The sequence below is a fragment of the Mangrovimonas sp. ST2L15 genome (assembly GCF_001280515.1).
Classification (GTDB): Bacteria; Bacteroidota; Bacteroidia; order Flavobacteriales; family Flavobacteriaceae; genus Mangrovimonas; species Mangrovimonas futianensis.
On sequence record NZ_LBIQ01000030.1, the window covers coordinates 219,418 to 246,342 of the forward strand.

The following is a 26,925-nucleotide window of genomic DNA, read 5'->3' on the forward strand; positions in this document are numbered from 1 at the left end:
AAAAAGACTTATGAGACCATTAACATACCTCTGCTTATTGCTTCCGTTTTTCATGCTTGGACAACATACGATTTCTGGTAGTTTTTCCCCAGCTGAAGAATTCTCGTATGTTTTGTTGTACCGAGCCACTCCAAGTAAAACTGATTATATTGGTCAAGCCAAGTTATCAGATGACGGTGCTTTCTCTATAGAACTGGATGTCAACCAACCTCAAGGCATCTATAAAATTGTCTACGCCATTCCGCAGGAAGAGAACAACTTTAACTTAATTTATAATGGGAAAGAGGATATCGTAGTCCATTACGATCTAGAAGAAGGCTTGACCGTTTCACAGTCTCAGAACAACATTCTTTGGCTTGATTACATGTCTCATATGATGGCTATTAACCAGCATATCGGCGCTCTGTATTCAAAAGAGCCTGTAGATAAAAAAGCCCTTGAAGAGGTATTTGAGGAGCAAGGAAATATTCAAGAAACATTTGAAAATAAATCTAATGGGTTATTGGTGGAAGCTTTTATCAAGGGGAATAAAATGTATGTCCCAAAAACATATGAGCCCATTTCAGAATATGGAACGCATTTAAAGGCTGAATATCTAAACCATATTGATTTTGAAAATCCGTTGATTCAAAGTTCCGATTTCCTGTTGGACCGTCTCATGGCCTATGTTTTGGAAATGACCCCAGAAAATCCCGATGCCTACAAAAAGGCTATTGACGAAGTAGTTGGAAAAGTTGGGAACCATCAAGAGGTCAAAAAAATCATATTAGAAATGCTCTGGCAAAGTATGACCGAAAAAAGTCAAGATGACGTAGCTAACTATATATCAGACCAATATTTGATGGCAATCGCCAAACAGGAAAAAGACACTTACCTTCTAAAAATGTTGTCTGCCTATAAAAATACCAGTGTTGGTAAAGTTGCCAAAGATTTTAATATTTCCTATGGAATAAATGGAGAATCAGTAACAACCACGCTACATGATTTATCGGGCTACGACTCCTATTTATTAATATTTTGGAGCAGTGGCTGCGGGCATTGTTTGGCCGAGTTACCACAAGTAAAAGCCTTTATGGAAAGCCATCCCAAGGTGGGAGTGGTGGCCTTTGGTCTGGAAGAAGGCTATGCTGATTGGAAAAGTGAAATCAAAAATTATCCCCACTTTTTCCATGCCATCGGTTTGGGGCGATGGGAAAATCCTACTGCCATTGAATATGGTATCAGTTCAACCCCTACTTATTTTGTATTGGATAAAGATAAAAAGGTGCTTTTCAAACCTTATGATTTGGAGGCTGTAAAATCATATTTCAAAGAAGATTAAAAATGATAAAGGGCATCCTTTAAATGTTCCAAGTCAAAGGTTGATCCTTGCTTGACTATGGCAATGATATCAAACCTTACTTCGACATCCAACCCATTTTCGGTAACATATTCATCAACCGCTTTTACAAGGTTTTTAATTTGTTTGGGTTTGACAAAATCTTGAGGATTTCCAAAATCGGTAGTCGATCTCGATTTTACCTCAACAATAGCCAGAACATTCTCCTTTCTGGCAATAATATCCACCTCTGCTCTATCAAAACGGTAGTTGCGTTCTAAAATAGAATAACCCTTCCCTAGCAGATAATCTACGGCGAGTTGTTCTCCCTTTTTTCCTAGTTCATTATGTTTTGCCATCACCAACAAATTACCATTTTTCCTGAAAACAAAAAAGGCACATGAAATCATGCACCTTTTCTTATTTTTAGTTTGAACAGATTAAGTTGGAATTTGCCCACCGTTATCTCCGCCATCGCCACCGCCATCATCGTCTCCGCCGTCATCATCTGATTCACAATCAGACAAGTTGAACTCATCATACATGGCCCAACTGTTCCCGTCAAACTGGTCTCCCAGTGCCCAAGCAGTTTCTCCCCCGGTAGGCCCTTGTACCTCAGCATGTGCTGCAAAACAGTAGTTGTCTCCCACTTCAGAAATCGGGATGATATAAACCACTTCGGTTGACGTTTGTGAAGTGGGCTCGGTAAATTCAAATTGACCAATCTGCGGATTTCCTGCGCCATTTAAAGGCACCCAATCTGATTCACAAATACCTATACTTAAATGGGTCGTTCCGATGGTCCAATCCTCGTTAGTCGTATAAGTAATAATCAGTTGGTCACCATCAACATCAATAGTCACCGAACCAGCAACATGGGTTTGACCAGCAATCAGGTGTGTAATAAAACAATGTTCTCCATCGTTCTCCGGCTCATCAAAAGGAGTTGTTTCCACCTTTTTGGGTTTCTTCTGGGAAGCTCCAATGTTCTCATCACCTAGGGACTCATTGGAACAACCAAGAACTAGGCTTAAAGACATAGCAGTTAACATCAAAGTAATTTTTTTCATGGTATTAGATTTTTGGGTTGTAAGCCTAAGGTACACAACACAATAGATGTTATGAAAATTTTTTCGATGAACCGTACTAATTATAACGTTTAGTGTAGGATTTTTCTTTTATAAATCGTTAAAATACAATGTTTTAGAAACTTCAACTAACTGTCATTCACTTTTAAAGTTTAAAGTAGATCCGTTTTTGCTCACTGTAAGTTCAACTGTTCTTCCCAAGATAAGCGCCCTATTATCATCTTCGTGGCCCGAAGGCATATTAAAGGCAATAGGGAAATCATAATCGGATAAAGCATCCAAAATTAATTGTTCTATTGAGGTTCCCCAAACGGTCGTATTCTTTTTTAATTTGGTCATATCTCCTACAACCACACCCACACAGTGATCAAAATATCCAGCGCGTTTGAGACTTTGAAGCATTCGATCAATATGGTACTTATACTCGCCTATTTCTTCAATAAAAAGAATTTTTCCTGAAGTATCAATACTTGTTTTAGAACCCAACATAGTATGAAGCATAGTCAAATTACCTCCTACCAAAGGAGCCGTGACCACACCCTCCTGATTGTATTGGGAAGCTTCCAAATGATAACTTAATGACTCCCCAAACAAAGCTTTCTTGAAGGTTTCAATGGTTTGATCCAAATCTGTCTGGTCTGCGGTGAGACTGGTACACATCATAGCGTGAATACTTTCTACACCCAAATTATGTATAGCATTGTGGAGGGCGGTAATATCACTATAACCGATAAGCCATTTAGGATGGGCCTTAAACTTAGAAAAGTTTAATTTATCCAAAATCCTTACAGTTCCATATCCACCTCTGGCACACCAGATAGCACTTATGGATGGATCATCCAAAACTTTCTGCAAATCTTCACAGCGTTCATCATCGGTACCAGCAAAATGATTGGCTTGGCTAAAAACATATTTACCAACCACAGCATGAAGTCCCCAACTTTGAAGTAGCTTCTTCGCTCTATTTATCTCAGCTTCCCGGTTTTTTAATATTCCTGATGGGGCCACAATAGCAACGGTGTCCCCTACTTTTAAATATGGTGGTTTTATCAAGGTTTGTGTTTTTAAGTTTGTTGTACTTTGTGCCTTAACTTTAGGGATTCCAAAAGAAAATACCACACAAAACACACTTAAGATTAGGGCTTTTTTTGACATATGGTAAATGTACATTTTTTTTCTAAATCCCTCTCAAAATGCGTACTTTTGCTCTTCTTTAAAACGATTGAATATGTCAAAACGATATACCATTACAGCAGCTTTACCATACACCAACGGACCCATTCATATTGGGCATTTAGCCGGTGTATATGTGCCTGCTGATATTTATGCAAGATACCAACGTATGGTAGGTAATGATGTTGCTTTTATTTGTGGAAGTGATGAGCATGGAGTTCCTATCACCATCAAAGCAAAGAAGGAAGGTGTCACGCCTCAAGATGTGGTAGATAAATACAATGCAATCATCAAAAAATCTTTTGAAGACTTTGGTATTTCTTTTGACAACTATTCACGTACTTCAGCACAAATCCATCACGAAACGGCACAAGAATTCTTTAAAACCTTGTATGATAAAAATGAATTTATTGAAGAGGTTACTGAACAGTTATATGATGAAGAGGCACAACAGTTTTTGGCAGACCGATTTGTAATAGGAACCTGCCCTAAGTGTGGAAATGAAGAAAGCTATGGAGACCAATGTGAGAAATGCGGAACCAGTCACAACGCCACCGATTTAATCAATCCGAAATCGGCCATTACAGGGAACACCCCTATTTTGAAAGAAACCAAACACTGGTTTTTACCACTAGATCGCCATGAAGCATTTTTAAAAGAGTGGATTTTAAAAGGTCATCAAAAAGATTGGAAGCCCAACGTTTATGGTCAAGTTAAATCATGGATTGACGATGGTTTACGTCCGCGTGCCGTCACCAGAGATTTGGATTGGGGAATCCCGGTTCCTGTAGAAGGAGGCGAAGGAAAAGTACTTTATGTTTGGTTTGATGCTCCTATAGGATACATTTCATCCACCAAAGAATGGGCCCAAAGGGAAGGAAAAGACTGGGAGCCTTACTGGAAAGACGAAGACACCAAATTGGTTCATTTTATTGGTAAAGACAATATTGTTTTTCACTGCATTATTTTCCCAAGTATGTTGAAAGCCGAAGGAAGTTATATTCTTCCCGACAATGTACCGGCCAATGAGTTTTTAAATCTAGAAGGGAATAAATTATCTACTTCTAAAAACTGGGCTGTTTGGTTACCAGAATATCTAGAGGAGTTCCCAGATAAACAGGATGTTTTAAGGTATGCCTTAACCGCCAATGCACCAGAAACTAAAGACAATGATTTTACTTGGAAAGATTTCCAAGCAAGAAACAATAACGAATTGGTAGCCATATTTGGAAATTTCATCAATCGTGTGGTGGTCTTAACCAACAAATATTACCAAGGTGTGGTACCAACACCCGCACATTTAACTTCCATTGATGAAGAAACTTTAGCTGCTGTTAAAGCATATCCAGCAGTTATTGCCAGCTCCATTGAACGCTACCGTTTCAGAGAGGCCAGTCAAGAATTGATGAATTTGGCCCGTCTTGGAAACAAATACTTGGCAGATGAAGAGCCTTGGAAAAAAATCAAAGAAGATGAAGAACGCACCAAAACGATCATGTTTGTAGCACTTCAAATTGCATCAGCGCTAGCTGTAGTTAGCGAACCCTTCTTACCTTTTACCTCTGATAAATTAAAGAAAATATTAAAGGTGGAAACGGGTGACGTTCAAACCTTATGGGATGAGATCGTTAACAAAGACATTTTAATTCCTGCTGGACATCAAATTGGAGAAGCAGAATTGCTTTTTGGAAAAATTGAGGATGCCGAAATCCAAAAACAGTTAGACAAATTGGAAGCCACAAAGAAAGCTAACGAGGCTGCTAATAAAACAGTAGAACCTCAAAAGGAAGAGATCACTTTTGATGATTTTACCAAATTGGATTTACGCGTTGGAACCATCCTTGAAGCAGAAAAAATGCCTAAGGCGAAAAAGTTATTGGTTTTAAAAGTAGATACTGGGATTGATGTGAGAACCATTGTTTCGGGAATAGCCGAAAGTTTCACTGCTGAAGAAGTGGTTGGAAAAAAAGTGACTGTGTTAGTTAATTTAGCACCACGTGCCTTAAGAGGCGTTGAAAGTCAAGGAATGATTTTAATGACCGAAAACGCTGAAGGGAAATTGGTATTTGTCAACCCAGATATGGATCAAGTAGAAAATGGATTGCAGATCAGTTAAAAAATGGATTACAAATCACATTGGAATAAAGTTTATAACAACAAAGTAGATGAAGAACTGGGTTGGTTTGAATCTGATCCAAAAATGACCTGGAAACTTATTGAAGCTTGCCAATTAGACAAGCATGCCCGAATTTTAAATGTTGGCGCAGGGACTTCCAGACTTATTGATTTACTCATTGAAAATGGTTTTGATAATACCATTGCCAATGACCTTAGCGATTCAGCTTTAAGCAAGCTTCAAAGGCATATTTTAGATACATTTCAGGTCCATCTTGAATGTATTGTAGACGATTTAACGGCACCTGAAAAACTAACTAAAATAGCACCGGTTAATCTTTGGATAGACCGTGCTGTTTTACATTTTTTCCTGACAAAAGAAGAACAAGATTCTTATTTTAACCTAATCAAAACCCTAGTAGCGTCAAAAGGTTTTGTCATCATTGCTGTTTTCTCATTAGATGGAGCAGACACATGCAGCAACCTACCATTACACCGCTATGATGCCCATATGCTACAGGAAAAATTGGGAAGTGAATTTCAACTTCTTTCCAGTTTTAACCATACCTTTATAACACCTAGTGGTGCTGAACGCCCCTATATTTATACCTTATTTCAAAGAAACTAATGTCTGTTTTAAAATACATTACACAATTAACCAATCTTCCAGAAGTTTCGGTTAAAAATACGATTTCCCTTTTAGAAGAAGATTGCACGATTCCCTTTATATCAAGGTACAGGAAAGAACGTACAGGAAATTTAGACGAAGTTCAAATTGCTGACATTGTCAAATTCAAAGAGCAGTTTGCGACTTTAGAAAAAAGGAAGGAGACCATTTTAAAAGCTCTAATAGAGCAAGAAGTCCTAACTCCTGAATTGGAGCAGAAAATTAAACAATCTGAAGACCTTACAACTCTGGAGGACCTTTATCTTCCGTATAAAAAAAGCAGAAAAACCAAAGCTGAGAAAGCCAGACAAAACGGTTTGGAGCCCCTAGCTAAAATGATTATGGCCCAAAACACCCATGATCTGGACTATACGGCTCAGAAATTTGTAAACGGAGATATCCAAGATGTGGAAGAAGCCTTGGAAGGTGCCCGACATATTATTGCCGAATGGGTAAACGAACGAACCGATTTCAGAAATCAAATCCGGTATCAATTAGAGCGGTTTGCCAGCATTACAACCAAGGTTATTAAATCTAAAAAAGAAGACGAAAACGCACAGAAGTTTAGAGATTACTTTGATTGGAATGAGTCCTTAAGTCGTATTCCATCCCATAGGTTACTGGCTATATTAAGATCAGAATCAGAAGGCTTTATTAGGATAAAAATTGAGATAGATGATGAGCGGGTTTTGGATAACATGGAAAGCCGATTGATCAAATCAAAAGGGGATTGTTCGCAACAAATTGAATTGGCCATTGCTGACGCCTACAAGCGCCTATTATTCCCATCGTTATCAAATGAAGCACTTCAAAATGCGAAAGCCAAAGCTGATGATGCTGCTATTACCGTCTTTGCCAAAAACTTAAAGCAATTATTATTGGGGTCACCGCTAGGTGAAAAACGGGTTTTGGCTATAGATCCTGGGTTCAGGACCGGATGTAAAATTGTGTGTTTGGACGAACAGGGTAATTTGAAACATAATGAGACCATTTACCCCCATCCGCCCAAAAACGATTTTACAGGAGCCATCAAAAAAATAAGCACGCTCTCTGAAGCTTACAGAATTGAAGCCATTGCCATTGGAAATGGTACTGCTTCTCGAGAGACCGAAAGTCTTATTAGAAAAATTAGGTTTAAAAATGACATGCAAGTTTTTGTAGTAAGTGAAGCGGGAGCTAGTATTTATTCAGCATCAAAAATTGCAAGGGACGAATTTCCAAATTACGATGTTACCGTAAGAGGAGCCGTTTCCATTGGTCGTCGCCTTCAAGATCCATTGGCTGAATTGGTTAAAATTGAGCCTAAAAGCATTGGCGTTGGTCAATACCAACATGATGTGGATCAAACCAAATTAAAACAGGAACTAGATCGCGTAGTAGAGAGTTGTGTAAACGCCGTCGGGGTAAATATCAATACCGCCAGTAAATCCTTATTGAGTTATGTCTCAGGAATTGGCGAAAAAATGGCTGAAAACATTGTGAATTACCGTTCTGAAAAAGGAGCCTTTTCAAGCAGAAAAGATATTTTGAATGTCCCTCGATTGGGAAATAAAGTCTTTGAACAAGGCGCTGGATTTCTAAGAATCAAGGATGGTGATAATCCGCTGGACGATTCTTCAGTACACCCAGAAAGTTATAGGATCGTTGAACAAATGGCAAAGGATTTAAATAAAACGGTCAAAGATTTGATAGGAAACACAACCTTAATCAAACAGATTATACTCAAGAACTATATCAAAAAAGACATTGGTTTACCTACCCTAGAAGACATTGTAAAAGAATTGGAAAAACCAGGTTTAGACATTCGTGAAGAAGCTAAAGTCTTTACCTTTAATCAAAATATCAAAACCATTGATGATCTACAGGAAGGTCAGCTACTACCGGGAATTGTTAATAATGTAACCAATTTTGGTGCCTTTGTGGATATCGGCATTAAGGAAAGTGGTCTTATTCATATTTCCAATCTTTCTGATGGGTATGTAAGTGATGTGAATGAATATGTGCACCTTCATCAACAAGTCATTGTCAAAGTTTTGGAGGTTGATAAATCAAGAAAACGTATTCAACTAAAATTGCATAAATAAGGTATGTTAAAAATTGCTTATCATCCTATTTATAAGCATCCTTTACCTAAAGGCCATCGGTTTCCTATGGAGAAATATGAATGGCTTCCCGAGCAATTATTACATGAAGGCACCTGTACCCCAGACAATTTTTTTGAGCCTTCAGACTTGGAAAACCATAATCCAATTTTAGCGGTTCACGATGCCGAATATTTCTATGATTTATTGAATGTTACCTTAGACCAACAAGCTGCGAGAAAAATAGGCTTCCCTTTAAGTCGAACCTTGGTCCAAAGGGAAATCATGATAGCGGATGGCACCATTAAGGCCAGTCAATTTGCTTTAAATCATGGAATAGCCATGAATATTGCTGGAGGAACACATCATGCTTATTCTAATCGAGGAGAAGCCTTTTGTCTACTCAACGACCAAGCCATTGGCACACTATATTTATTGAATCATCAATTGGCAAAACGGATTTTGATCGTTGACTTGGATGTACACCAAGGTAACGGTACAGCCGAAATATTCCAGAATGAACCAAGGGTCTTTACCTTCTCCATGCATGGAAAAAACAATTATCCATTTAAAAAAGAACAGAGCGATTTGGATATTGAATTGGAAAATCAGACAGGTGATAAAGCCTACCTGAACATACTCAAGCAAACCCTTCCCCAACTAATTGAAAACCATCAACCAGATTTTATATTTTATTTGTCTGGAGTCGATATTATAGCTTCCGACAAACTAGGCAAATTAGGCATAAGCCTTGAAGGTTGTAAAGCAAGAGATCGATTTGTTTTGGAAACCTGCAAACAATATCAACTTCCCGTGATGTGTAGTATGGGAGGTGGTTATTCTCCTGATATTAAAATCATTGTAGAAGCTCACGCTAACACCTATAGGTTAGCTCAAGAACTCTTTTTTTAGCTTTTAATTTAAATTTATTCTAACAATTTGGGGCATAAAAATTATGTAACTTTACTTAAAACAAGATGATATGCTTACTAAAAACATAGAAAAGGCCCTAAACAATCAAATTAAAATTGAAGCAGAATCCTCGCAAATATATTTGGCAATGGCATGTTGGGCCGAGGTAAAAGGTTTGGAAGGAGTTGCTGGTTTTATGTATAAACAATCTGATGAAGAGCGCGAACACATGCTTAAGTTAGTTAGGTTTGTTAACGAAAGGGGTGGTCATGCACAAATTTCTGCCTTAAAGGCTCCAAACGTAACTTTTAATTCTTTTAAGGAAATGTTTGAAAAACTGTTTGAACATGAAGTTTTTGTATCTGAAAGCATCAACGAACTTGTTCATATCACCCTTCAGGAAAAAGACTATTCCACGCATAACTTTTTACAATGGTATGTTTCTGAACAAATAGAGGAAGAAGCCATGGCGAGAACTATTTTAGATAAGATCAACATGATTGGAAATGATAAAGGTGGTTTGTATTTATTTGACCGAGATATTCAACAATTAACAGTGAGTTCGGCATCTTCCACATCACCTGAATAAATTTAACATTTAAATTTATTTAGATTTAATCAAAATAAATTAGATTTGCCTCGGAATTAATCATTTGCATTATTGTGGGGAAAAAGAAGGAGAAGAAAAAGCAGAAAAAAGCGCTCAAAAAACTTCATGAAGCTGGTATTATTAATGCCAACAAAGTAAAGAGCAAATGTTGTGAAAAATATAAAAAAGGAGAAAAGAAAAGGTGCTCGAAATGCCCCTGTTTTGATCTCTTAAAAAATGTCGCATAAATTAAAAGAGCCTTAGAAAATTCTAAGGCTCTTTTCTTTGAACACCTACTTTCCTGAAAAGATTTCCTTCAACTGGGTAACCACATTTCCATTTCCAGATACTGTGATTTCACCAATCTTATCGGCAATCTTTTCAACGTATTCCATCTCCTTTAACTTGAACAACATCTCGTTCTCTTCCATCAATTTCGCTGTGTTGAGCAAGCTTCGGGTTGCAGCAGTTTCTTCACGCCTTGTAATAACATTGGCTTGTGCTTTCTTTTGTGCAACCAATACTTGGTTCATGATATCCTTCATATCACCTGTCAGAATCACATCCCTGATGCCACAGTTCAAAAGGATAACACCTAGTTTGGCCACATCTGATTTAACACTCTCAAAAACAGCTTTCGCAATATTCTCTTTGCGTTCTAAAAGTTCATCCAAGGTGTAAGCACCTACATAAGCTCTCAACGCCAACTGCATAATCACATACAATTGCTTTTCATAATCTTTGTTTTCCAACAAGGCCTTTTCCACATCTTTAACTTTATACTGTGTATAAAAGTTAATACGGATGGCTGCCTTGTCTTTGGTCAACAATTCCTGACCAGAAACTTCCAATTGTAATTGACGCATATCGACTTTGGCAATTTTGATTGAGGTGTCGTTCCTCCAGAATCTATAAGTACCACCCGCAAGTGTCTTTACATATTCATCATCTACCAAAAGCACTGCTTTTTCATAAGCTGCTACATCAAATGTTCTAATGTATTTGTTTACCTCTAAATTGCTGAACAAAGCCTTATCTATCTTTTCTGTGATATAGATCTTGCTCAAATCGGCACGTACAAATTCACGTTCAATCAAACCTTTCCAGTACACATAACGTCCTGCTGCATGAAGAGTTTTGAAATTTCCGTTTTCATAAACTAGCACCAATTCGCCATCTTTAACTTCCACTACTTCCAAAAGCGCCTCCAAAGTCTTGTCTTTAAGTAAAATTTCGAGTGCTATTGGAGCAGAAAAGATACTAGCCAGGTTATATACAACCACTTGCTGTCTAAATCCTACCCAATGGGTTCCCTGAGTGATTACACGAATATAATCACCATTTTTAAAAACCAAACCTACCTTACCGGCATTGATTCTTACTCGTTTCATGTTCATTCATTTTTAAATTAAACAACTGATTTTGACAAATCCTGTAACGGAGGCTGTCCACTTCAATCTCACGTTGAAGTTTATTTTCAATTCATTTTTCCTTTTTTAAAAACAGTAGATAGCAAATCATCTATCGGGCACGGGATAAAAAGTGGGTACACGGTTGGAAGTTCGTTTTTCGGCATTGGGAAATTTCAAACATTCCAAAAAGAATGGTTTCTATTTCTGAACACCTTAAAGGAACAACTACTCGTAGTAACCTATCCAATTATTCAAAGTACATTCTAGATTGCTTGTTAACCCTAAAGTTTTAAAGCGAACTTGCCATCTACCATTTTTGGTTATCAGTTTTACAAGATGATAAGCTTTGGTGTTGATGGATTATAAGTCCATAAACTACATTAAAAGTGTAGTGCTCTGCCGTTGAGCTACAAAAGCCATGGATGTCTCCAAGCTTAAGACCGGACTCGAACCGGCACCCTCTAAAGAGCTAATGTTCTAACCAGACTGAACTACGGAGCCATTTTAAAATATCTTTGTGGCTCCGGTGGGATTCGAACCCACGACCTATAGCGTGTCAACTATTTTTTGGTTAATAGTCAAAACCTCCAAGTCTGGTTGGATATAAAAGGGTCATACGAAACCGCAACCTTCTATACAATAGTGCCATACAGAAACACCCAACAAGACCAGCTTGATATTATCTCCTGCGTAGGCAGGAAGTTTTTTAATGAACTATTCATTTAAGGAACATACAGGAATTGAACCCGCAACTTTCCGAGAGACAGTCGGGTGCTCTACCTTTTGAACTACCCTCCTATTTTTAGTGTGGGAATTGAAGGATTAGTTCGCAAGTCTTCTATCTATTTTCCAATCGTGCTCATGAATGCTTTGCATTTCGAACCTCCTAAGCAAAATGCAACAAGTTTTAGCTCAAAATCAATATTTAATATTGTTGATTCGCTGAATGCATAAATGCATTTCAGACAGTTTCAGCACTCCAACGCTGACTAATTCCCGAGAATTCCCCAGCATTTAGGCCGGGGATTACAACAAGCCGTTTAGTCTATTTTTAAACCAACCGTTTGAAGCTTCTTTTTCCTTTTCTAACTCTTTTTTCTCTTCATTTTCTTTAACACGCTCTTTATTATTTCTCTCCTTTCTTTTTTTATCTACACGTGTTAAAACGTCATCTACATAGTAAGAAAAATCATTATTCATACTTAGTTGCTTCGCTTCTTTCAAAGCATCTTGAGCAGCTTTATAGTCTTCTTGAGCTTCCATGATATAGCCTTGATACAAGGCTATTAATGCTCTATCAATACCTTTAACATCTTTAGCATAATCAATCACTTTTTGAGCCACATCATAATCATGGTTGTTAATTAAAACCATGATGTAATCAGGGTATACATAAGATGCTTCTATATTGATTGCGATAGCCTTTTCAAAATAACTTTTTGCTATCTCATAGTCATTCAATTGCTCACTGTAAACTTTACCCATTAGGTGTAACCCTCGTACATTTTCTGGATCGTAAGACAGTGCATAATTTAAAGCCTCCACTGCTTTCTCCAATTCATAGGGATAATTCTCTATGGCTCGAAACAGATACATGTTATTTAAATTTGTTTCCATTTTCTTTAGTTTTAATAATAAATACTTCTGCAAGCTTACAGTACAAATCCTGTAAGGTGCTAACTGTTTGGATAGTTGTATCCTAAAATGAATGCGTAGGAAATCAATCCGAAACGGTAAATCTATTTGCTTCGGATCTCTTGTGGAAAGTTCTACAGAAAATACCGAAGCCAACTGAATGATCCATGATCACCCTTTTGTATTGTAATTGCTATAAGCTTTAACATGGCTTCTTAAGTTTTTATAAATATTATTTATTTTGACAGTTTGTTTATTGAAAACTGCGGTGCAAAGATGAAAACAAATTTTTAAAATCCAAACAAATTTTTGATTTTAATTTACTGATTATCAATGCTTTATAATGTTTTTAGACATAGTTATTCCTGTCCGCTTATGGCAGATAAATAGAGCTTAATGGCAACATACTGTCTCTCAATTGCTTACTCTTCAATTGCTGTATTCTTACTTTTTAAAATCTTGTTCCAAATTCTTCAAAAATTTTTTCATAAAAAAAGCGCCCAATACCTTGGACGCTTCTAAATCTATATATGTTTCTAACTTAAGTCAATAAAAAAATCAGTTTGAAATAGATACATAACGCCCTTTTCTTTGTGGATTACTTGATTCAATCCCACAAAAATCACACTGCTGTAAATACAGTGGTCCAGTTGCTTTATGTATACTTAAATTTCTCATTAGTTCTGCAAATATCATAAAAATCAGGATACTTACAAATTTATCTTTCTAAGCTGAATTTCTACTAGCATTGATATTTCCAAATAAGGAACGGGTCACCAATTTTTCGAAAACCTCTATTTTCTCTTTATCTGGATCTCCCTCTTTCTGCATTTCTTGAATCTTTTTCAGGGCGTATTGCTGTATGGTCAAAAGAGGTAATACAATGGATTCCCTTATGGCTATAGAAGCCTTCCCTGAAGGTTCTTCCTGCATTAATTCTGAATACCCTGTCAACTTCAAAATAAGTCGCTTGGAGGTTTCAGATTCCTCATAGATGATTTTCCAAAATTCCCCAAACTCAGGATCATCAGCCATGTATTTGGTTAGATCAAAAAAGGATTTGGATAAGGACATCATACTGTTTTCGATCAATGTTTTGAAAAAGCTAGATCCCTTATATAATTCCACGACTTTATCAAACTCACCAGCATCTTCATAATGTTTCAATGCTGTTCCAACTCCATAAAATCCGGGAACATTTTGTTTTAACTGACTCCAACTACCTACAAATGGAATAGCCCGTAAATCTTCAAATACCAGTTCAGAAGACTTTCCTCGCTTGGAAGGTCTACTTCCTATATTTGTTTTGGCATAATATTTAAGTGTACTCATGCGCTCCAAATAAGGCACAAATTTTGGGTGCCCTTTAAAGTCTGAATACGCCTTATAACTTCTTTTTGCCAAATCATCCATCACTTCAATATGTTCTTGTGACATAGCTAAACTTTCACCGTGCAATTTATTCTGGATTCCAGAACTGATTAATTGCTCCAAGTTATACTGGGATGAATCTAAAGTTCCAAAATTGGAACTGATGGTTTGTCCTTGAATGGTTAACTGTACTTCCTTGTCCTCAATAGTTGGCCCCAATGAAGCATAGAATTGATGGGTTTTACCTCCACCACGAGCTGGTGGTCCACCACGACCATCAAAGAAAATCACCGTTACATCATATTTTCTTGAAACCTCTGTCAAACGTTCTTTAGCTTTAAAGATTCCCCAATTGGCCATAAGATATCCACCGTCTTTAGTACCATCAGAGAAACCTAACATAATAGTTTGCTTATTGCCTCTTTTCTTTAAATGTGCCGCATATTGCGGATTGGTATAAAGTTCCTCCATGACTGCAGGTGCATTTTCCAAATCCTCGATAGTTTCAAATAATGGTCCAATATCTACTGTGAGGTCATCATGGAAAGCCACCAATTTTAACATAGCCCAAAGTTGCATCACATTTAGGGTAGTCTGGTTGTTACTGATGATATATCTATTGGCTGCCCTTTCCCCATTTTCTTCTTGAATGGTTTTAATAACCTTCATAGTCTCCAATGTTTTTAAAACATCTTCATCTTCAAAAATGGACAAATCAATTTTCCCCTTGATATTAGAGAGAATTTTTACTTGTTCCTGCTCAGTTAAATCATGGTAATTCTTTGGGAAAATATCACTTCCTGTTTCAAGAAGTTTATCCACCATATCGTTGAATACCTTCGCGTGTGCTCTACTATCTTGACGAATGTCTAAATTGGCAAAATGGAAACCGAAAAGATGTACTTTATTGATCAAACTGTTTACCTGATCGATATACAAGCTTTGATGCTCCTTGATTAAAGTCTGTTTGATGTTTTGTAAAATGGATTTAAATTCCTGTACGTCCATAGCTTTTGGGTTCTTACCCTCACACATAGGTATGATTTTGCTTTCCAGTTCTGACACCTTATCTTCCACACCTCTAAAAGTCAAGCGTCTTTTTAACCTACGAACATCTTTATAGTAGTTTCTTAAAATGCTCTCTTTAAGCCTTTGAGCGACTTTCAAGGTAATTTCTGGAGTTACAAATGGATTTCCATCTCGGTCTCCCCCAGGCCAAAATCCTATGTTGATGACTTCATTTTCTAAAACCTCATCTTCAAAAATATTCTGTTGGATGTAGTCATATATTTTTCCGAAGGAATGATAGAATACATTCTGTAAGTACCACATCAAGCTTACGGCCTCATCATAAGGTGTAGGTTTGTGGTGTTTAAAAAATGGTGTTTTACCCAACTGGGCCAACAAGTCATTTATTTTTAAAAGGTCATTGTCTTCAATAGCCTCAGAAAGATCTGTGATAATTCCCAATACCTCGCCAGGATAAAATTGCGTAGGATGCGCTGTTAAAACAATACGCACCTTAAACTCCCGAAGGTATTTTTTTAGTTCCTCCAACTTGTTTTCGGCACGGGCAGATCCTTTTAAACTTCTTAAGGTACCTATTCCATCCATGTTATTTACAATGGGAAAAGCAGCATCTTCAATGGCATCAAATAAAACCACCTGTCTTTCAATATACTGAATGAATCTAAAAAGTAAATTTAATTGGCTTTCTTCATTTCTTCTACCTTGATACTTTTTAAAGAAGGTCTCAACAATTGTTGTTGGATTATCTCCATTCTTAAACCCTTTTTCACAGGTTTCATGAAACAACGGTAAGAGGACTCCCGTTTTTGAAATGGTATCAAAAGGCAGCGTCATAAAAATACTGTTGTAAATATGATATTTGGATAAGACGTTTTGTTTAAAGCGTGTTAATTTTGGTTGTTGTGTAGACATAAAATATGCTTGGTTTTTCATAAAATTAAGAAAGCTTTGGCAAAGGCTCAAGTCGATTTAAATATTTTAAGTATAAAATAACGTTACAACGATTTCGAAACCCGACTTAGAAATAAAAAAGGAGGCCCTAAGACCTCCCTTTCATTTAAAAATAACATACGTCTATTTACTAAGCATCAATAATTCATTGCAAATTATTTCTGTAATATACCTCGTTTCGCCATCCTTCGTTTCATAACTTCTCGAGGTTAATTTCCCTTCAACAGCAATTTCCTGTCCCTTGTTTACATAATTTTCAACAACTTTTACGAGTCCGTTGCGAACTACCACATTATGCCAATTGGTGCGTTCTACTTTGTTTCCCATTTTGTCTTTGTAGCTATCATCTGTAGCCAAAGAAAATTTTGCCATTTTAGCTCCATCACCAAAAGTGATAATTTCTGGGTCTTGCCCTAATCTTCCAATCAACTGTACGTTGTTTCTAAGTGAGTTCATAATAATTTAATTTTACGGTTAAACAGTTAATACTATCGAGTTCTTATGTTTCGACAAGGCAAAGATGATTTGATTGATAGTGATTATACGGTAGTTACCTATTTAAATTCGTTTGTAAATGTTTGTAGTCGTTTGTAAACGATTAAGTTTTTATTCTAAAATTGTACTTTAGCCCCATGAAACGCTGGTTAAGCTATATTATTCCCTTTACCAAAAAGGTGTCATCTTCTCATAATGGTATTTTGGAAATTACTTGGTATAATGGAAAAAAACATCTCAACACCCAAAACACCAATTACTCTTATGGCTCTTTGCAACGTATTTTAAAAACCGGTTTACGGCAATTAAACATAGAAGGTTGTCAACATATTTTATTACTTGGTTTGGGAGGTGGCTGTGTGATAGAAACCCTTCGAAAAGACTTTGACTATCAAAATAAAATAACAGCTGTTGATATCGACCCAACCATGATTTCCATCACGAAAGAAGAATACGGGTTGCAGGAAAATGAGTTCTTGGAATTGATTTGCATGGATGCACATGAATTTGTTTCGAATGCAACTTCAAAATTTGACCTTATCATTGTTGATATTTTTGTCGATGATCAAGTACCGAAACTATTTTTAGAACGCCCCTTTTGGTCAGAACTAGTCCATCGTTTTTCAAAACAGGGACAATTACTATTCAATGCCTCCTTGAACGGAAATTCCAAGAATTTAAAAGCCATAGAAGAGATCTTAAATTCCAATGGTTTCCATTGCCAATGGTTAAACAAAGTTAACGGCACAAACACTTTACTATTAGGGAAGAAATAGTTTAGGAAAATTCGCTATCTTGAATAACTAAACGCGCTTCCTCCATGAAAAAATATGGTCTTCTATTTGCTCTTTTGTTTTCGTTTCATTTGAGTGTTAATTCGCAATCAAAAGTAACCACGGCAGATTCTATTACTTCATACTTAGAAAGAATTGTTAAAGAGAATAACCTGCCTGGAATGAATTTCACCTATGTGAGTGATGATGGATGGCATCATGATTTTTCAGTAGGCTTGTCGGACGTTGAAAAAGAAATTCCACTAACTACTAAAAACACTTTTTTTTCTGGCAGCATTGGAAAAACCTATGCAGCAACCATCATTTTCCAATTGATTGACGAACAAAAACTGGCATACGACCAGTTGTTTAAAAGCTATTTTCCTGAAATAGATTGGTTATCTAAGCTACCAAATATCGATGAGATTACCATCGAGATGCTTCTTACCCATAGCAGTGGTTTGCCAAGATATGTTTTGCTTCCCGAAATATGGAGCCAACTTCATGAAAACCCTGATAAAGTATGGAACTACGAAGATCGCTTATCAGTTATTTTTGATAAGGAACCTATTCACGAAGCTGGAAAGGGATTCGCTTATTCAGACACCAATTACATCTTATTAGGAATGCTTATTGAAAAGTTAACCAACAAGCCTTATTACGAACTCATTCAAGAAACCATTTTGACACCTTATGAATTAAGCTCCACTTATCCATCCCTAAAAAGGGACATGCCAAATTTGGCTGTGGGTTATTCTAAAATGCCCCCAAGTTTTATGGTTCCTAACAAAACAGTAACCGATGGTTCTTATATTTTTAATCCCCAATTTGAATGGACAGGAGGCGGATTTGCATGTACCGTTTCAGATTTAGCTCAATGGGCAACCATCTATTATACGGGTAAATTATTTTCTGACCTGGCTTTGAAAAGAATTCAAAACTATTCTCCAGAGGATTTTAAGAATGGGAAACCCATGGTCTATAGTATGGGAAGCTTTGTCTTCAATACACCCTATGGCATTGCATATGGCCACTCTGGCTTTATGCCCGGATTCAATTCCATTTTTATGTATTACCCCGAATTGAAAATAGGTGCTGCCATCCAAAGCAATTGTGACTATGTTGAATCCAAAATCCGATTACATGACTTAATGAATCAATTGATTGGAATTGTAAAATCTAACTAGATATGGCAAAAAACTGTTTGGAATGTGATGAAAAAATTGTGGGACGCATCGACAAGAAGTTTTGTAGTGATGCCTGCCGAAATGCCTACAACAACAAACTAAACAAGGACTCAAAAAACCTCATCAGGAATGTCAATAACAGATTGAGAAAAAACTATCGTATTTTGGAATCCTTGAACCCCAATCAAAAATCAAAAGCCTCCCGCTCAAAACTCATAGAAAAAGGATTTGATTTCAATTACGTTACCACCATCTACACTACCAAAGCTGGAAAAACCTATTATTTTGTATACGATCAAGGATATTTGCCATTGGAAGATGATTACTATGCCTTAGTAAAAAGAGAAAATTAGATTGTAACAAATAGACAAAAACAATCACTTATCCTAAAAATACCACCAATGAAAATCTTTCTTTCTGGAACTCCTTGGCCTGTTATTATCATTATCGCTGGTTTCGTTATTGCTATTATCTTAACACAAGTATTTAGCGCCAAAAATGTCATTTTAAGAACCCTTAAAAGACTTCCAAGTAGATCAATTAATGGTGTTAAATCCAATGAATTTGTAAAAATACATGGCAAAGCACTCCACGCCAACGAGCCCCTTTTGGCACCATTAAGCCGAAGGAAATGTGTCTTTTATAGTATTAAAATTGAGCAGAAAAAAGGTAGTGGCAAAAACTCCCATTGGAAGACCTTGGTGCAAGAAGAACGCTATCAGGATTTTTTTGTGGAAAAAAATGGTGAATTACTGCTTATAAAACCCACTAAAAACCCTCTAAATTATATCAATTATTTAGTTACGGATAAAGAAACAGACTCTGGAACTTTTAATGACCCAACCCCTGAATTTGAAAGGCTATTATCTCAATACGGCATTAGCAGCACAGGGCTATTTGGCTTCAATAAATCACTAAGGTATACTGAAGGAATTATATCGGTGGGAGAACGCATTACAGTAGCGGGGAAAGTTTTTTGGAAAACACTTAATGAGCCCATTCCAGAATATCCCTATTCAAAAATTGCGCAATTAGAAGCTGATGGCAAACAAAAAATAATCATAACCGATCTACCCGAAGCACAAAAAACGACTATCTAAACAATAGATCATTTCCAATTATGCCCCCTTAATTTCATGGCGGCTTTTAGGATGTCTTTTTGGCTAATTTGACCAACCAATTTTCCACCTTCCAATATGGGGAATCGTCTTACTTTAGAATCCAAAAACTTTTTAGCCGCATCAAAAACATCCATATTGGCATCAATGGTTTCTACTTCAGTCACCATTCTGCTTCCAACATCATCCTGCATCATAGGCATGTTATAATATCTGCTGTCACTTATCTGTTTTAGGCAATCTCCTTCTGAAATAATTCCCACCAATTCATTGTTGTCATTTACTACAGGTCCCCCCGATATTTTATGAACAATTAATGCTGAAATAACCTCCTCAACAGATTGCTCTGGCCTAAAGGTTACAAGCTCTTTGGTCATGTAATCACTCACCTTGATAGGGTCCTGTAACATCATGTTTTGTTGCTCTTTTTGGGTTTGCCTTCTTGCCCCTTGAAAACTTTTAATTCCCATAAGTCTGATTTTGAGTTTCTTAAATATACCTTTTTTTTATGAGCATTCCTAAGAAATATTATTAACAGCCATTTTGTATATAATTTGCTTATTTTTATAGGAACTAACTTTCATTCCACCCATGTTAAGAAAAATCATTTCCATTCTTCTGATAGTTTTGGCTATCTATTGGAGTTTTAAAGCTTTGTTACCTAACACCATTTCAACAAAAGATGCCGCTTCCAATCAATTTTCAACGGCACGAGCTTTAGAAAAGTTAAAGCCCATGAGCTTAGCGCCACACTTTTTAGGAAATAAAGAGCATGAAAGCGTGAGAAACTATTTAGTGGACGAGTTGAGAGCCCTTGGTTTAAAACCAGAAATTCAGGAAGGTTATTCCATGAGCCAATGGGGGAATTTAGCAAAAGCTAAAAACATCCTAGCCAGGATAAAAGGCTCCCAAAACACCAAGGCATTGTTGTTGTTAAGCCATTACGATAGCAACCCTCACTCTTCCTTAGGGGCCAGTGATGCCGGTTCTGGAATTGTAACGATCCTGGAAGGTATTCGAGCCTACATGGCTGATGGTAAAAAGCCAAAAAACGATATTATTATTCTTTTTTCTGATGGAGAAGAGCTTGGATTAAACGGCGCCGATATTTTTGTCAACCAACATCCATGGGCTAAAGATGTAGGGTTGGTTCTCAATTTTGAGGCCCGAGGAAGTGGCGGCCCTAGCTATATGCTGGTAGAGACTAATCAAGGAAATAGTCTATTAATGAAAGGTTTTGTGGAAGCTCATCCAGAATATCCCGTGGCAAACTCCCTCGCATACAGTATTTATAAAATGCTTCCCAACGACACCGATTTAACCCGGTTTAGGGAAGATGGAAATATTGATGGTTTCAATTTCGCATTTATAGGGGACCATTTTGACTATCACACCGCATTGGACAATTTTGAAAGACTGGACAGAAATACCTTAGAACACCAAGGCAGTTATTTTATGCCGCTTTTATCCTATTTTTCTCAAGCAGATCTCACCCAATTAAAAAGTAACGACGACCACATTTATTTTAATGTTCCCTTTTTAAAGACAGTTACTTACCCTTTCTCATGGATTTGCCCTATGTTAATTATTGCCTTTGGGCTCTTTCTATGGCTTTTAATTTATGGCTTTAGGAATCAAAAGCTATCTGGTAAATGGCTAGGAAAAGGGTTTTTAGCATTTTTTGGAAGTTTGATGCTGTCTGGGGGAATCGGTTTTTTTCTTTGGAAACTTATGCTATCCATTTACCCTCAATATGGTGAAATCCTTCATGGCTTTACTTATAACGGCTATACCTATATTGCAGCATTTATTTCTTTGGCAATGATGATAAGTTTCTTTATCTACTCTAAGTTTCATACAGAGACTAAATTAGCTAGTTTGTTCGTCGGGCCCTTAACCTTTTGGCTCTTAATATGTACTATAGCAGCCTTTGCCTTAGAGGGAGCAAGCTTCTTTATTATTCCTGTTTATTTCGGCCTTTTAAGCCTCTTTATCATGCTCAGGCAACAAAAACCAAACCTCATACTATTGGCGTTACTGACCGTTCCGGTGCTCATGATTATGTCACCATTTGTAAAAATGTTTCCAGTAGGTTTAGGCTTAAAAATTCTTTTTGTAAGCTGTATTTTGACCGTCATGATTTTTGGGTTGGTTGTTCCTGTTCTGGGATCCATAAAACATAAAAACAGGTTTACAATCGTGTTTGGAGTACTAACTCTATGGCTTTTATTCTCGGCTCATTTTAACTCTGATTTTTCTGAAGATAGACCTAAACCCAATAGTTTAGTATATCTATTGGATTCCGACACACATACAGCCCAATGGGCCACTTATGACCATTTGCTTGATGACTGGACGCAAAACTACATCTCTCAAGAAAAAATGGAGGTTCAATCAGAAAACCAAAATGTATTTGCGAGCAAATACAGCACGGGTCTAACTTATACACACAAAGCTCCAGTAAAAATGATTCCAGAACCTACTATTGAGTACATTCAGGATACGATAATAAATGGCTTTAGAAATATTGAACTCATTATGATTTCAAATAGATCTGCCGAGAGAATTGAAGTATTCTCAGACTCCACTTCTGTTTTCAAAAACACCAAAGTCAACGAAGTCTTAGCGTTTTCAGACTCTTTAGGATATAATTTCTCTGAGAGGAAAAACAATCGCCTTTTTAGTTACTATGTATCTGATGAAGAACCTTTGAAACTTTCCTTTTCAGTGCCCGAGAATCAAGCGACAACCTTACAGTTTTATGAAGCTACTTTTGATTTATTAACCAATAAAAAATTTACAATACCACAACGAAAATCCAACATGATACCGAAACCATTTGTTTTAAACGATGCTGTGATTATTAAAAAAACCGTTCAAATTAATTAAGTCCCTTACTATGGCGAAATAAGGGAATTTTTAATTTTTCTTTATCGGTTAATTTAATGTTAAACGGATTGTTTATTTTACTGTAAAATAAACCGTTACAATAATTTTAACGCCGTGAAGATGATAAAAAATACCCGCCTTCTAGTTTTCCTGTCAGTGTTTACTTTAATAGCACTAACGGGCATACAGTCCTATCTTATCTTCAATACCTATAAATTAAAAAAGAAGGATGCTATAAACAATGCCAGAATTTCATTAGCAAAGGTATATACCACAAAGAAAATCGATTCACTTATGTGGATTTACAGAAATGATTTTCTAGTTCAGCTTGAACAATTTGAGCAAGGAAAAATTTCTAAAGATCAAGTTTTAAAAAACCTCGAAATTAAAACTGAAGAAGTTAATCCTGTTTTTAGAGAAGCCTACCAAAATGGATTAAAGGACCAAAACCTACCATTTACGGTTAAGTTCAATAAAAGTGCCATATCCATATTTGTAAAAGATAGTTTAGATCAAACCACGTCTTTTTTATCTCAAAGCGATGCCCCCATATTTTTATTAGGAGACAAGCTAGGACCAGACGAAGAATCCATACTGGTAAACAACAGCTCATGGAATAAAGACCATGAAATTATAATAGATGGTCAATCGCAAACTTTTCTATTAGACTTTAAAACTCAAATCTATATGAGTGTGGAAAACTGGAGAATGTTTGTTGCAAAGCAAATGACCATTCTTCTGCTTTTATCTTGTCTTCTATTTCTATTCATGACGGGTTTATTTTATTACTCGATTAAGAGCCTAATGAAACAAAAAAAACTGTCGGAAATCAAAACAGATTTCATTAATAACATGACTCATGAATTAAAGACGCCTCTATCAACTTTATCCATAGCCACTCAAAACTTAACAGACAATTTTGATCACGATGACAAATCTATGTCTGCAGAAATCATTAACGTCATTAACAGACAAAATATTAGATTACAAAAATTGATTGACCAGGTGTTGAATAGCAGTCTGGGATATCAAGAAATTGAATTAGAAAAAGAGGAAATCGAATTCGTCGCTTTCATGGAGGAGCTCATAGACGATTTTAAAATCCCTCTTCCAGACAATATTGAAATTAGATTCCTTTCTGATTTAAAGTCTGCCACTATGGTCTTAGACCGATTTTATATCAGTACTGCGATTTTAAATATTTTAAACAATGCTGTTAAATATGGTGGTACGGTTGTCGACATACATTTTTCAAAAGATACATCAACCAATTCCTATTTATTGAACATTCATGACAATGGTATTGGTATTGACAAGAAACACTTACCAAATCTTTTCCAGAAGTTTTATCGTGTGAGTGAGAAGGACCAACATAATTACAAAGGCCTAGGCTTGGGTCTATATTATGCAAAGCAAATTATCACGGCACATAAAGGGACTATTTCAGTAAAAAGCTCAAGAAGCACAGGAACTACATTCACCATTAAATTACATCATCCATGAAAAAAATATTGCTAGCAGAAGATGATATCGATCTAGGCACCATGCTCAAGCATTACTTAGAAGGGAACGGATATTTGGTGGATTGGGCTCAAGATGGAAATCAAACTTTGGATGCATTCACAACAAAAAATTACGATCTGTGCATTTTGGATGTGATGATGCCCAAACTAGATGGGTTTAATGTGGCTAAAAAAATGGTTTATATCAACCCCGAAATCCCTTTTCTATTTGTCACTGCCCGAATAACCGGTGAGGATAAAATAAAAGGATTAAAATTGGGTGCCGATGATTATATCACCAAACCATTTAACGCTGAAGAACTTCTATTAAGAATAAAAAATATTATTAAAAGAACAGAACAGCAGCAATTTGTTTTAAAGGATATAGAAGACAAAAATATCATACAAATAGGCTCTTATGCTTTTGATTTTAAAAATTCACTTCTTAAATCTAAAGACGAATCCTTTAACCTAACTAAAAAAGAAGCGCAATTAATTTACCTCCTATACAGCCAACAAAATCAATTAATTAGAAGAGAAGATATTTTAACAAAAATTTGGAACAGTAATGACTTCTTTTCAGGCAGAAGTATGGATGTGTATATAAGTAAAATCAGAAAATACTTTAAAGATGACGAAAGCATTCAAATCAAAAGTATAAGAGGATTGGGCTTAGAATTTCAGATAAATAATATTTAATTAAAAACAAATTTCATGAAACAATTCAACCTTTTAATTTTAATGGCCATTTTCTTGGGACAATCCATTTATGCCCAGGTCTACAATCAGACCAACACCTTTGGTCAGGCGGGACTTACCTTCCCATTTGGAAGAGCTTATGATAGTCAAAATAATTATTACACAGTTGGTTTCCATCAAGGGTCATTTACCTATGGAGATACAACGGCATCCTTTGTAGGAGGGAATCAAGATGTTTTTTTAACAAAAACAGATGCCAATGGTAACCCGGTTTGGGTGAAATCATTTAATGGTGCAGCAGATAATGCAGGATTAAATATTACCATTGATAATAATGATAATATTTATCTCACTGGTTTTTTTCAAGGAGCTGGATCCAATGCTTTTGATGCAGACCCAGATCCAAATACTGAGTACTTTTTAGCACAAACTTCCTTTTTATTATCACGTGATGCTTTTATCATCAAATTAGATAGTAATGGTGATTTTTTATGGGCAAAACAATTTAGTAATGCCTATGGTGGGGCCAATGAAAATGGTAAAGGTATTAAGGTAGACTCAGAAGGTAATGTTTATGCTATTGGCGAATTTTTGGTTGCAGATTTTGATCCTGGCTCATCAGAATATGCACTTTGTGCTAATAATGGAGCTGGCATTTATACAAGTCAAATTGATTGTGTTTCTACCAGTGAATCACTTTCTCAAGATGCCTATATTGTAAAATTGAATGCAAGTGGTGATTTTATTTGGGCCAAACAACTAAAAAGTCTTGGGACCAACCAGAGTACTACAACTGCTGAATCTATTGATATTGATGAGTCAGACAACCTTTACATAGCTGGAACTTTTAACCAAACTATTGATTTAGATCCTTCCTCAGAATCTGAAGACCTTCATGATAATGTAGGAAGCTTCGATTCTTATGTAGTAAAACTTACCAATGACGGTGATTTTGTTTGGGGACACACTTTTGGAAATGCCTCTCTTGATGATGTACAATCTGTCATTTGCATCAATGAAAATGTTTATGTAACAGGTCAAGTTTGGGGGAATACAGATTTTGACCCAACCGAAGGAGAAAATACCATATCCATTCAAGGCGGCACTGCCGGATTTGCATCAAAATTTAATCAGGATGGTACCTATCTTAGCACCTATATAGTTGATGGAAATGATGCAAGTGGAACAGGTGAGATGATTTATTCAGTGGGCCTAAATGGCGGTAATCTTTATTTCTCAGGAGTTATTCAAGGTGAAACAGATTTCGATATTGCTACAGAAGGTGTGGTATCTGAAACATCAAACAATAATTCTGAGGATGCCTTCTTACTAGTTATTGAAGAAACGACTGGAAATTATGTAGAACATTATCTAATAGGTGGTACAGGAGATGAAGAAAAAATTTGGGCAGATGTATTAGATCAAAGCATATTTTTGACCGGAACTTTTAGGAGCCCAACTGTAGATTTCAACCCTTTTGAAGGAGAAGATATCCAATCAAAATCAGCTGGACAAGCAGACTCTTACGTATCCGTTTTTCAATTAAATTCTTTGAGTATTGACGAATTCGATGGTTCTACGGTACTTACTCTTTATCCTAGTCCTGCTGTTGACCAAATTAGAATTTCTGGAAATAATCCAATTAATAAATTTGAAATCTATTCCATCACAGGTCAGTTAGTAAATAAAGGGGATCTAACCTCAAATACCATTGACATTTCTCAACTTTCAAAAGGAACCTATCTCCTAAAATTAGTTGGAAGAAATCAAGTGTTTGCAAAAAAAATCATCAAAAAATAGGTCATGTTTAAACAGTTTATAAAATACAGGCTACAGGTAGCTTTAGCTATTTTATATCTCTTGATAACGATTTGCATCTTTTTATGGGTCATTGAATAATCAATTCATGCTCTATTCTCAA

The 26,925-nt window shown here is 36.3% G+C and carries 22 protein-coding genes; 14 read left to right on the forward strand and 8 right to left on the reverse strand.

The features are described 5' to 3' along the window. The first annotated feature begins 10 nt into the window (after window positions 1-10). Window positions 11-1,321, forward strand: coding sequence for a TlpA disulfide reductase family protein (locus tag ZA07_RS04825; protein WP_157492065.1), 1,311 nt, complete (start codon window positions 11-13; stop codon window positions 1,319-1,321). Here ZA07_RS04825 and ZA07_RS04830 read toward each other — a convergent pair. From ZA07_RS04830 to ZA07_RS04840, 3 genes are all read right to left on the reverse strand, one after another. Further along, window positions 1,318-1,677 (reverse strand): YraN family protein, encoded by a 360-nt coding sequence (locus ZA07_RS04830; RefSeq protein WP_053972047.1) that lies wholly within the window; start codon window positions 1,675-1,677, stop codon window positions 1,318-1,320. The two genes, ZA07_RS04825 and ZA07_RS04830, sit on opposite strands and share 4 nt — an antisense overlap. 81 nt (window positions 1,678-1,758) lie before the next feature. Continuing rightward, window positions 1,759-2,388 (reverse strand): hypothetical protein, encoded by a 630-nt coding sequence (locus ZA07_RS04835; RefSeq protein WP_157492066.1) that lies wholly within the window; start codon window positions 2,386-2,388, stop codon window positions 1,759-1,761. A 153-nt stretch (window positions 2,389-2,541) separates the two neighbouring features. Then, the gene (locus ZA07_RS04840) at window positions 2,542-3,561 is read right to left on the reverse strand and encodes an LD-carboxypeptidase (RefSeq protein WP_082316519.1); all 1,020 of its coding nucleotides are present in this window, start codon (window positions 3,559-3,561) and stop codon (window positions 2,542-2,544) included. A 7-nt stretch (window positions 3,562-3,568) separates the two neighbouring features. On the opposite strand from ZA07_RS04840, the gene metG reads away from it, so the two are divergent. The 5 genes from metG to ZA07_RS04865 all read left to right on the forward strand — a co-directional run bounded on the left by metG (window position 3,569) and on the right by ZA07_RS04865 (window position 9,943). Further along, window positions 3,569-5,695, forward strand: coding sequence for a methionine--tRNA ligase (gene metG, locus ZA07_RS04845; RefSeq protein ID WP_082316520.1), 2,127 nt, complete (start codon window positions 3,569-3,571; stop codon window positions 5,693-5,695). A gap of 3 nt (window positions 5,696-5,698) precedes the next feature. Further along, complete coding sequence (locus ZA07_RS04850) at window positions 5,699-6,322, forward strand: class I SAM-dependent methyltransferase (protein ID WP_053970603.1); 624 nt, start codon at window positions 5,699-5,701, stop codon at window positions 6,320-6,322. Further along, window positions 6,322-8,445, forward strand: coding sequence for a Tex family protein (locus tag ZA07_RS04855; protein WP_053970604.1), 2,124 nt, complete (start codon window positions 6,322-6,324; stop codon window positions 8,443-8,445). Before ZA07_RS04850 ends, ZA07_RS04855 begins: the two co-directional genes overlap by 1 nt. A gap of 3 nt (window positions 8,446-8,448) precedes the next feature. Beyond that, window positions 8,449-9,354 (forward strand): histone deacetylase, encoded by a 906-nt coding sequence (locus tag ZA07_RS04860; RefSeq protein WP_053970605.1) that lies wholly within the window; start codon window positions 8,449-8,451, stop codon window positions 9,352-9,354. Between the two features lie 70 nt (window positions 9,355-9,424). Continuing rightward, window positions 9,425-9,943 carry a ferritin gene (locus ZA07_RS04865; protein ID WP_053970606.1) on the forward strand — a complete coding sequence of 173 codons (519 nt, stop codon included), beginning with the start codon at window positions 9,425-9,427 and terminating at the stop codon, window positions 9,941-9,943. A gap of 293 nt (window positions 9,944-10,236) precedes the next feature. Here ZA07_RS04865 and ZA07_RS04870 read toward each other — a convergent pair whose 3' ends face one another. From ZA07_RS04870 to ZA07_RS04885, 4 genes are all read right to left on the reverse strand, one after another. Further along, window positions 10,237-11,334: a slipin family protein gene (locus tag ZA07_RS04870; RefSeq protein ID WP_053972049.1), complete on the reverse strand. Its 1,098-nt coding sequence runs from the start codon at window positions 11,332-11,334 to the stop codon at window positions 10,237-10,239. Window positions 11,335-12,381: 1,047 nt separating this feature from the next. Next, the gene (locus ZA07_RS04875) at window positions 12,382-12,972 is read right to left on the reverse strand and encodes a hypothetical protein (protein ID WP_053970607.1); all 591 of its coding nucleotides are present in this window, start codon (window positions 12,970-12,972) and stop codon (window positions 12,382-12,384) included. A gap of 744 nt (window positions 12,973-13,716) precedes the next feature. After that, window positions 13,717-16,302: a phosphoenolpyruvate carboxylase gene (locus ZA07_RS04880; protein ID WP_053972050.1), complete on the reverse strand. Its 2,586-nt coding sequence runs from the start codon at window positions 16,300-16,302 to the stop codon at window positions 13,717-13,719. A gap of 162 nt (window positions 16,303-16,464) precedes the next feature. Continuing rightward, a complete protein-coding gene (locus tag ZA07_RS04885) occupies window positions 16,465-16,797 on the reverse strand; it encodes a single-stranded DNA-binding protein (RefSeq protein WP_053970608.1) in 333 nt (110 codons plus the stop codon). A 176-nt stretch (window positions 16,798-16,973) separates the two neighbouring features. Here ZA07_RS04885 and ZA07_RS04890 point away from each other — a divergent pair, with 176 nt between their 5' ends. The 4 genes from ZA07_RS04890 to ZA07_RS04905 are packed head-to-tail and all read left to right on the forward strand — an operon-like array spanning window position 16,974 to window position 19,896. After that, window positions 16,974-17,612, forward strand: a complete 639-nt coding sequence (locus ZA07_RS04890) for a spermidine synthase (protein ID WP_053970609.1) — start codon at window positions 16,974-16,976, stop codon at window positions 17,610-17,612. 44 nt (window positions 17,613-17,656) lie between these two features. Continuing rightward, on the forward strand, window positions 17,657-18,796 hold the full coding sequence (locus ZA07_RS04895; protein ID WP_053970610.1) for a serine hydrolase: 1,140 nt from the start codon (window positions 17,657-17,659) through the stop codon (window positions 18,794-18,796). Window positions 18,797-18,798: 2 nt separating this feature from the next. Next, complete coding sequence (locus ZA07_RS04900; RefSeq protein ID WP_053970611.1) at window positions 18,799-19,149, forward strand: hypothetical protein; 351 nt, start codon at window positions 18,799-18,801, stop codon at window positions 19,147-19,149. Window positions 19,150-19,197: 48 nt separating this feature from the next. Continuing rightward, window positions 19,198-19,896, forward strand: coding sequence for a hypothetical protein (locus ZA07_RS04905; protein ID WP_053970612.1), 699 nt, complete (start codon window positions 19,198-19,200; stop codon window positions 19,894-19,896). Between the two features lie 8 nt (window positions 19,897-19,904). Here the strand turns inward: ZA07_RS04905 and ZA07_RS04910 are convergent, their stop codons facing one another. Next, window positions 19,905-20,384, reverse strand: a complete 480-nt coding sequence (locus tag ZA07_RS04910; protein ID WP_053970613.1) for a CBS domain-containing protein — start codon at window positions 20,382-20,384, stop codon at window positions 19,905-19,907. A gap of 121 nt (window positions 20,385-20,505) precedes the next feature. Here ZA07_RS04910 and ZA07_RS04915 point away from each other — a divergent pair, with 121 nt between their 5' ends. The 4 genes from ZA07_RS04915 (at window position 20,506) to ZA07_RS04930 (ending at window position 26,804) form a co-directional block, all read left to right on the forward strand. Next, entirely contained in the window at window positions 20,506-22,803 is a 2,298-nt protein-coding gene (locus ZA07_RS04915) for a M28 family peptidase (RefSeq protein ID WP_053970614.1), read from the forward strand. Window positions 22,804-22,923: 120 nt separating this feature from the next. Then, window positions 22,924-24,306, forward strand: coding sequence for a sensor histidine kinase KdpD (locus ZA07_RS04920; RefSeq protein WP_053970615.1), 1,383 nt, complete (start codon window positions 22,924-22,926; stop codon window positions 24,304-24,306). Beyond that, entirely contained in the window at window positions 24,303-25,004 is a 702-nt protein-coding gene (locus tag ZA07_RS04925; protein WP_053970616.1) for a response regulator transcription factor, read from the forward strand. Before ZA07_RS04920 ends, ZA07_RS04925 begins: the two co-directional genes overlap by 4 nt. 15 nt (window positions 25,005-25,019) lie before the next feature. Then, window positions 25,020-26,804, forward strand: a complete 1,785-nt coding sequence (locus ZA07_RS04930) for a T9SS type A sorting domain-containing protein (protein WP_053970617.1) — start codon at window positions 25,020-25,022, stop codon at window positions 26,802-26,804. Window positions 26,805-26,925 lie beyond the last annotated feature (121 nt).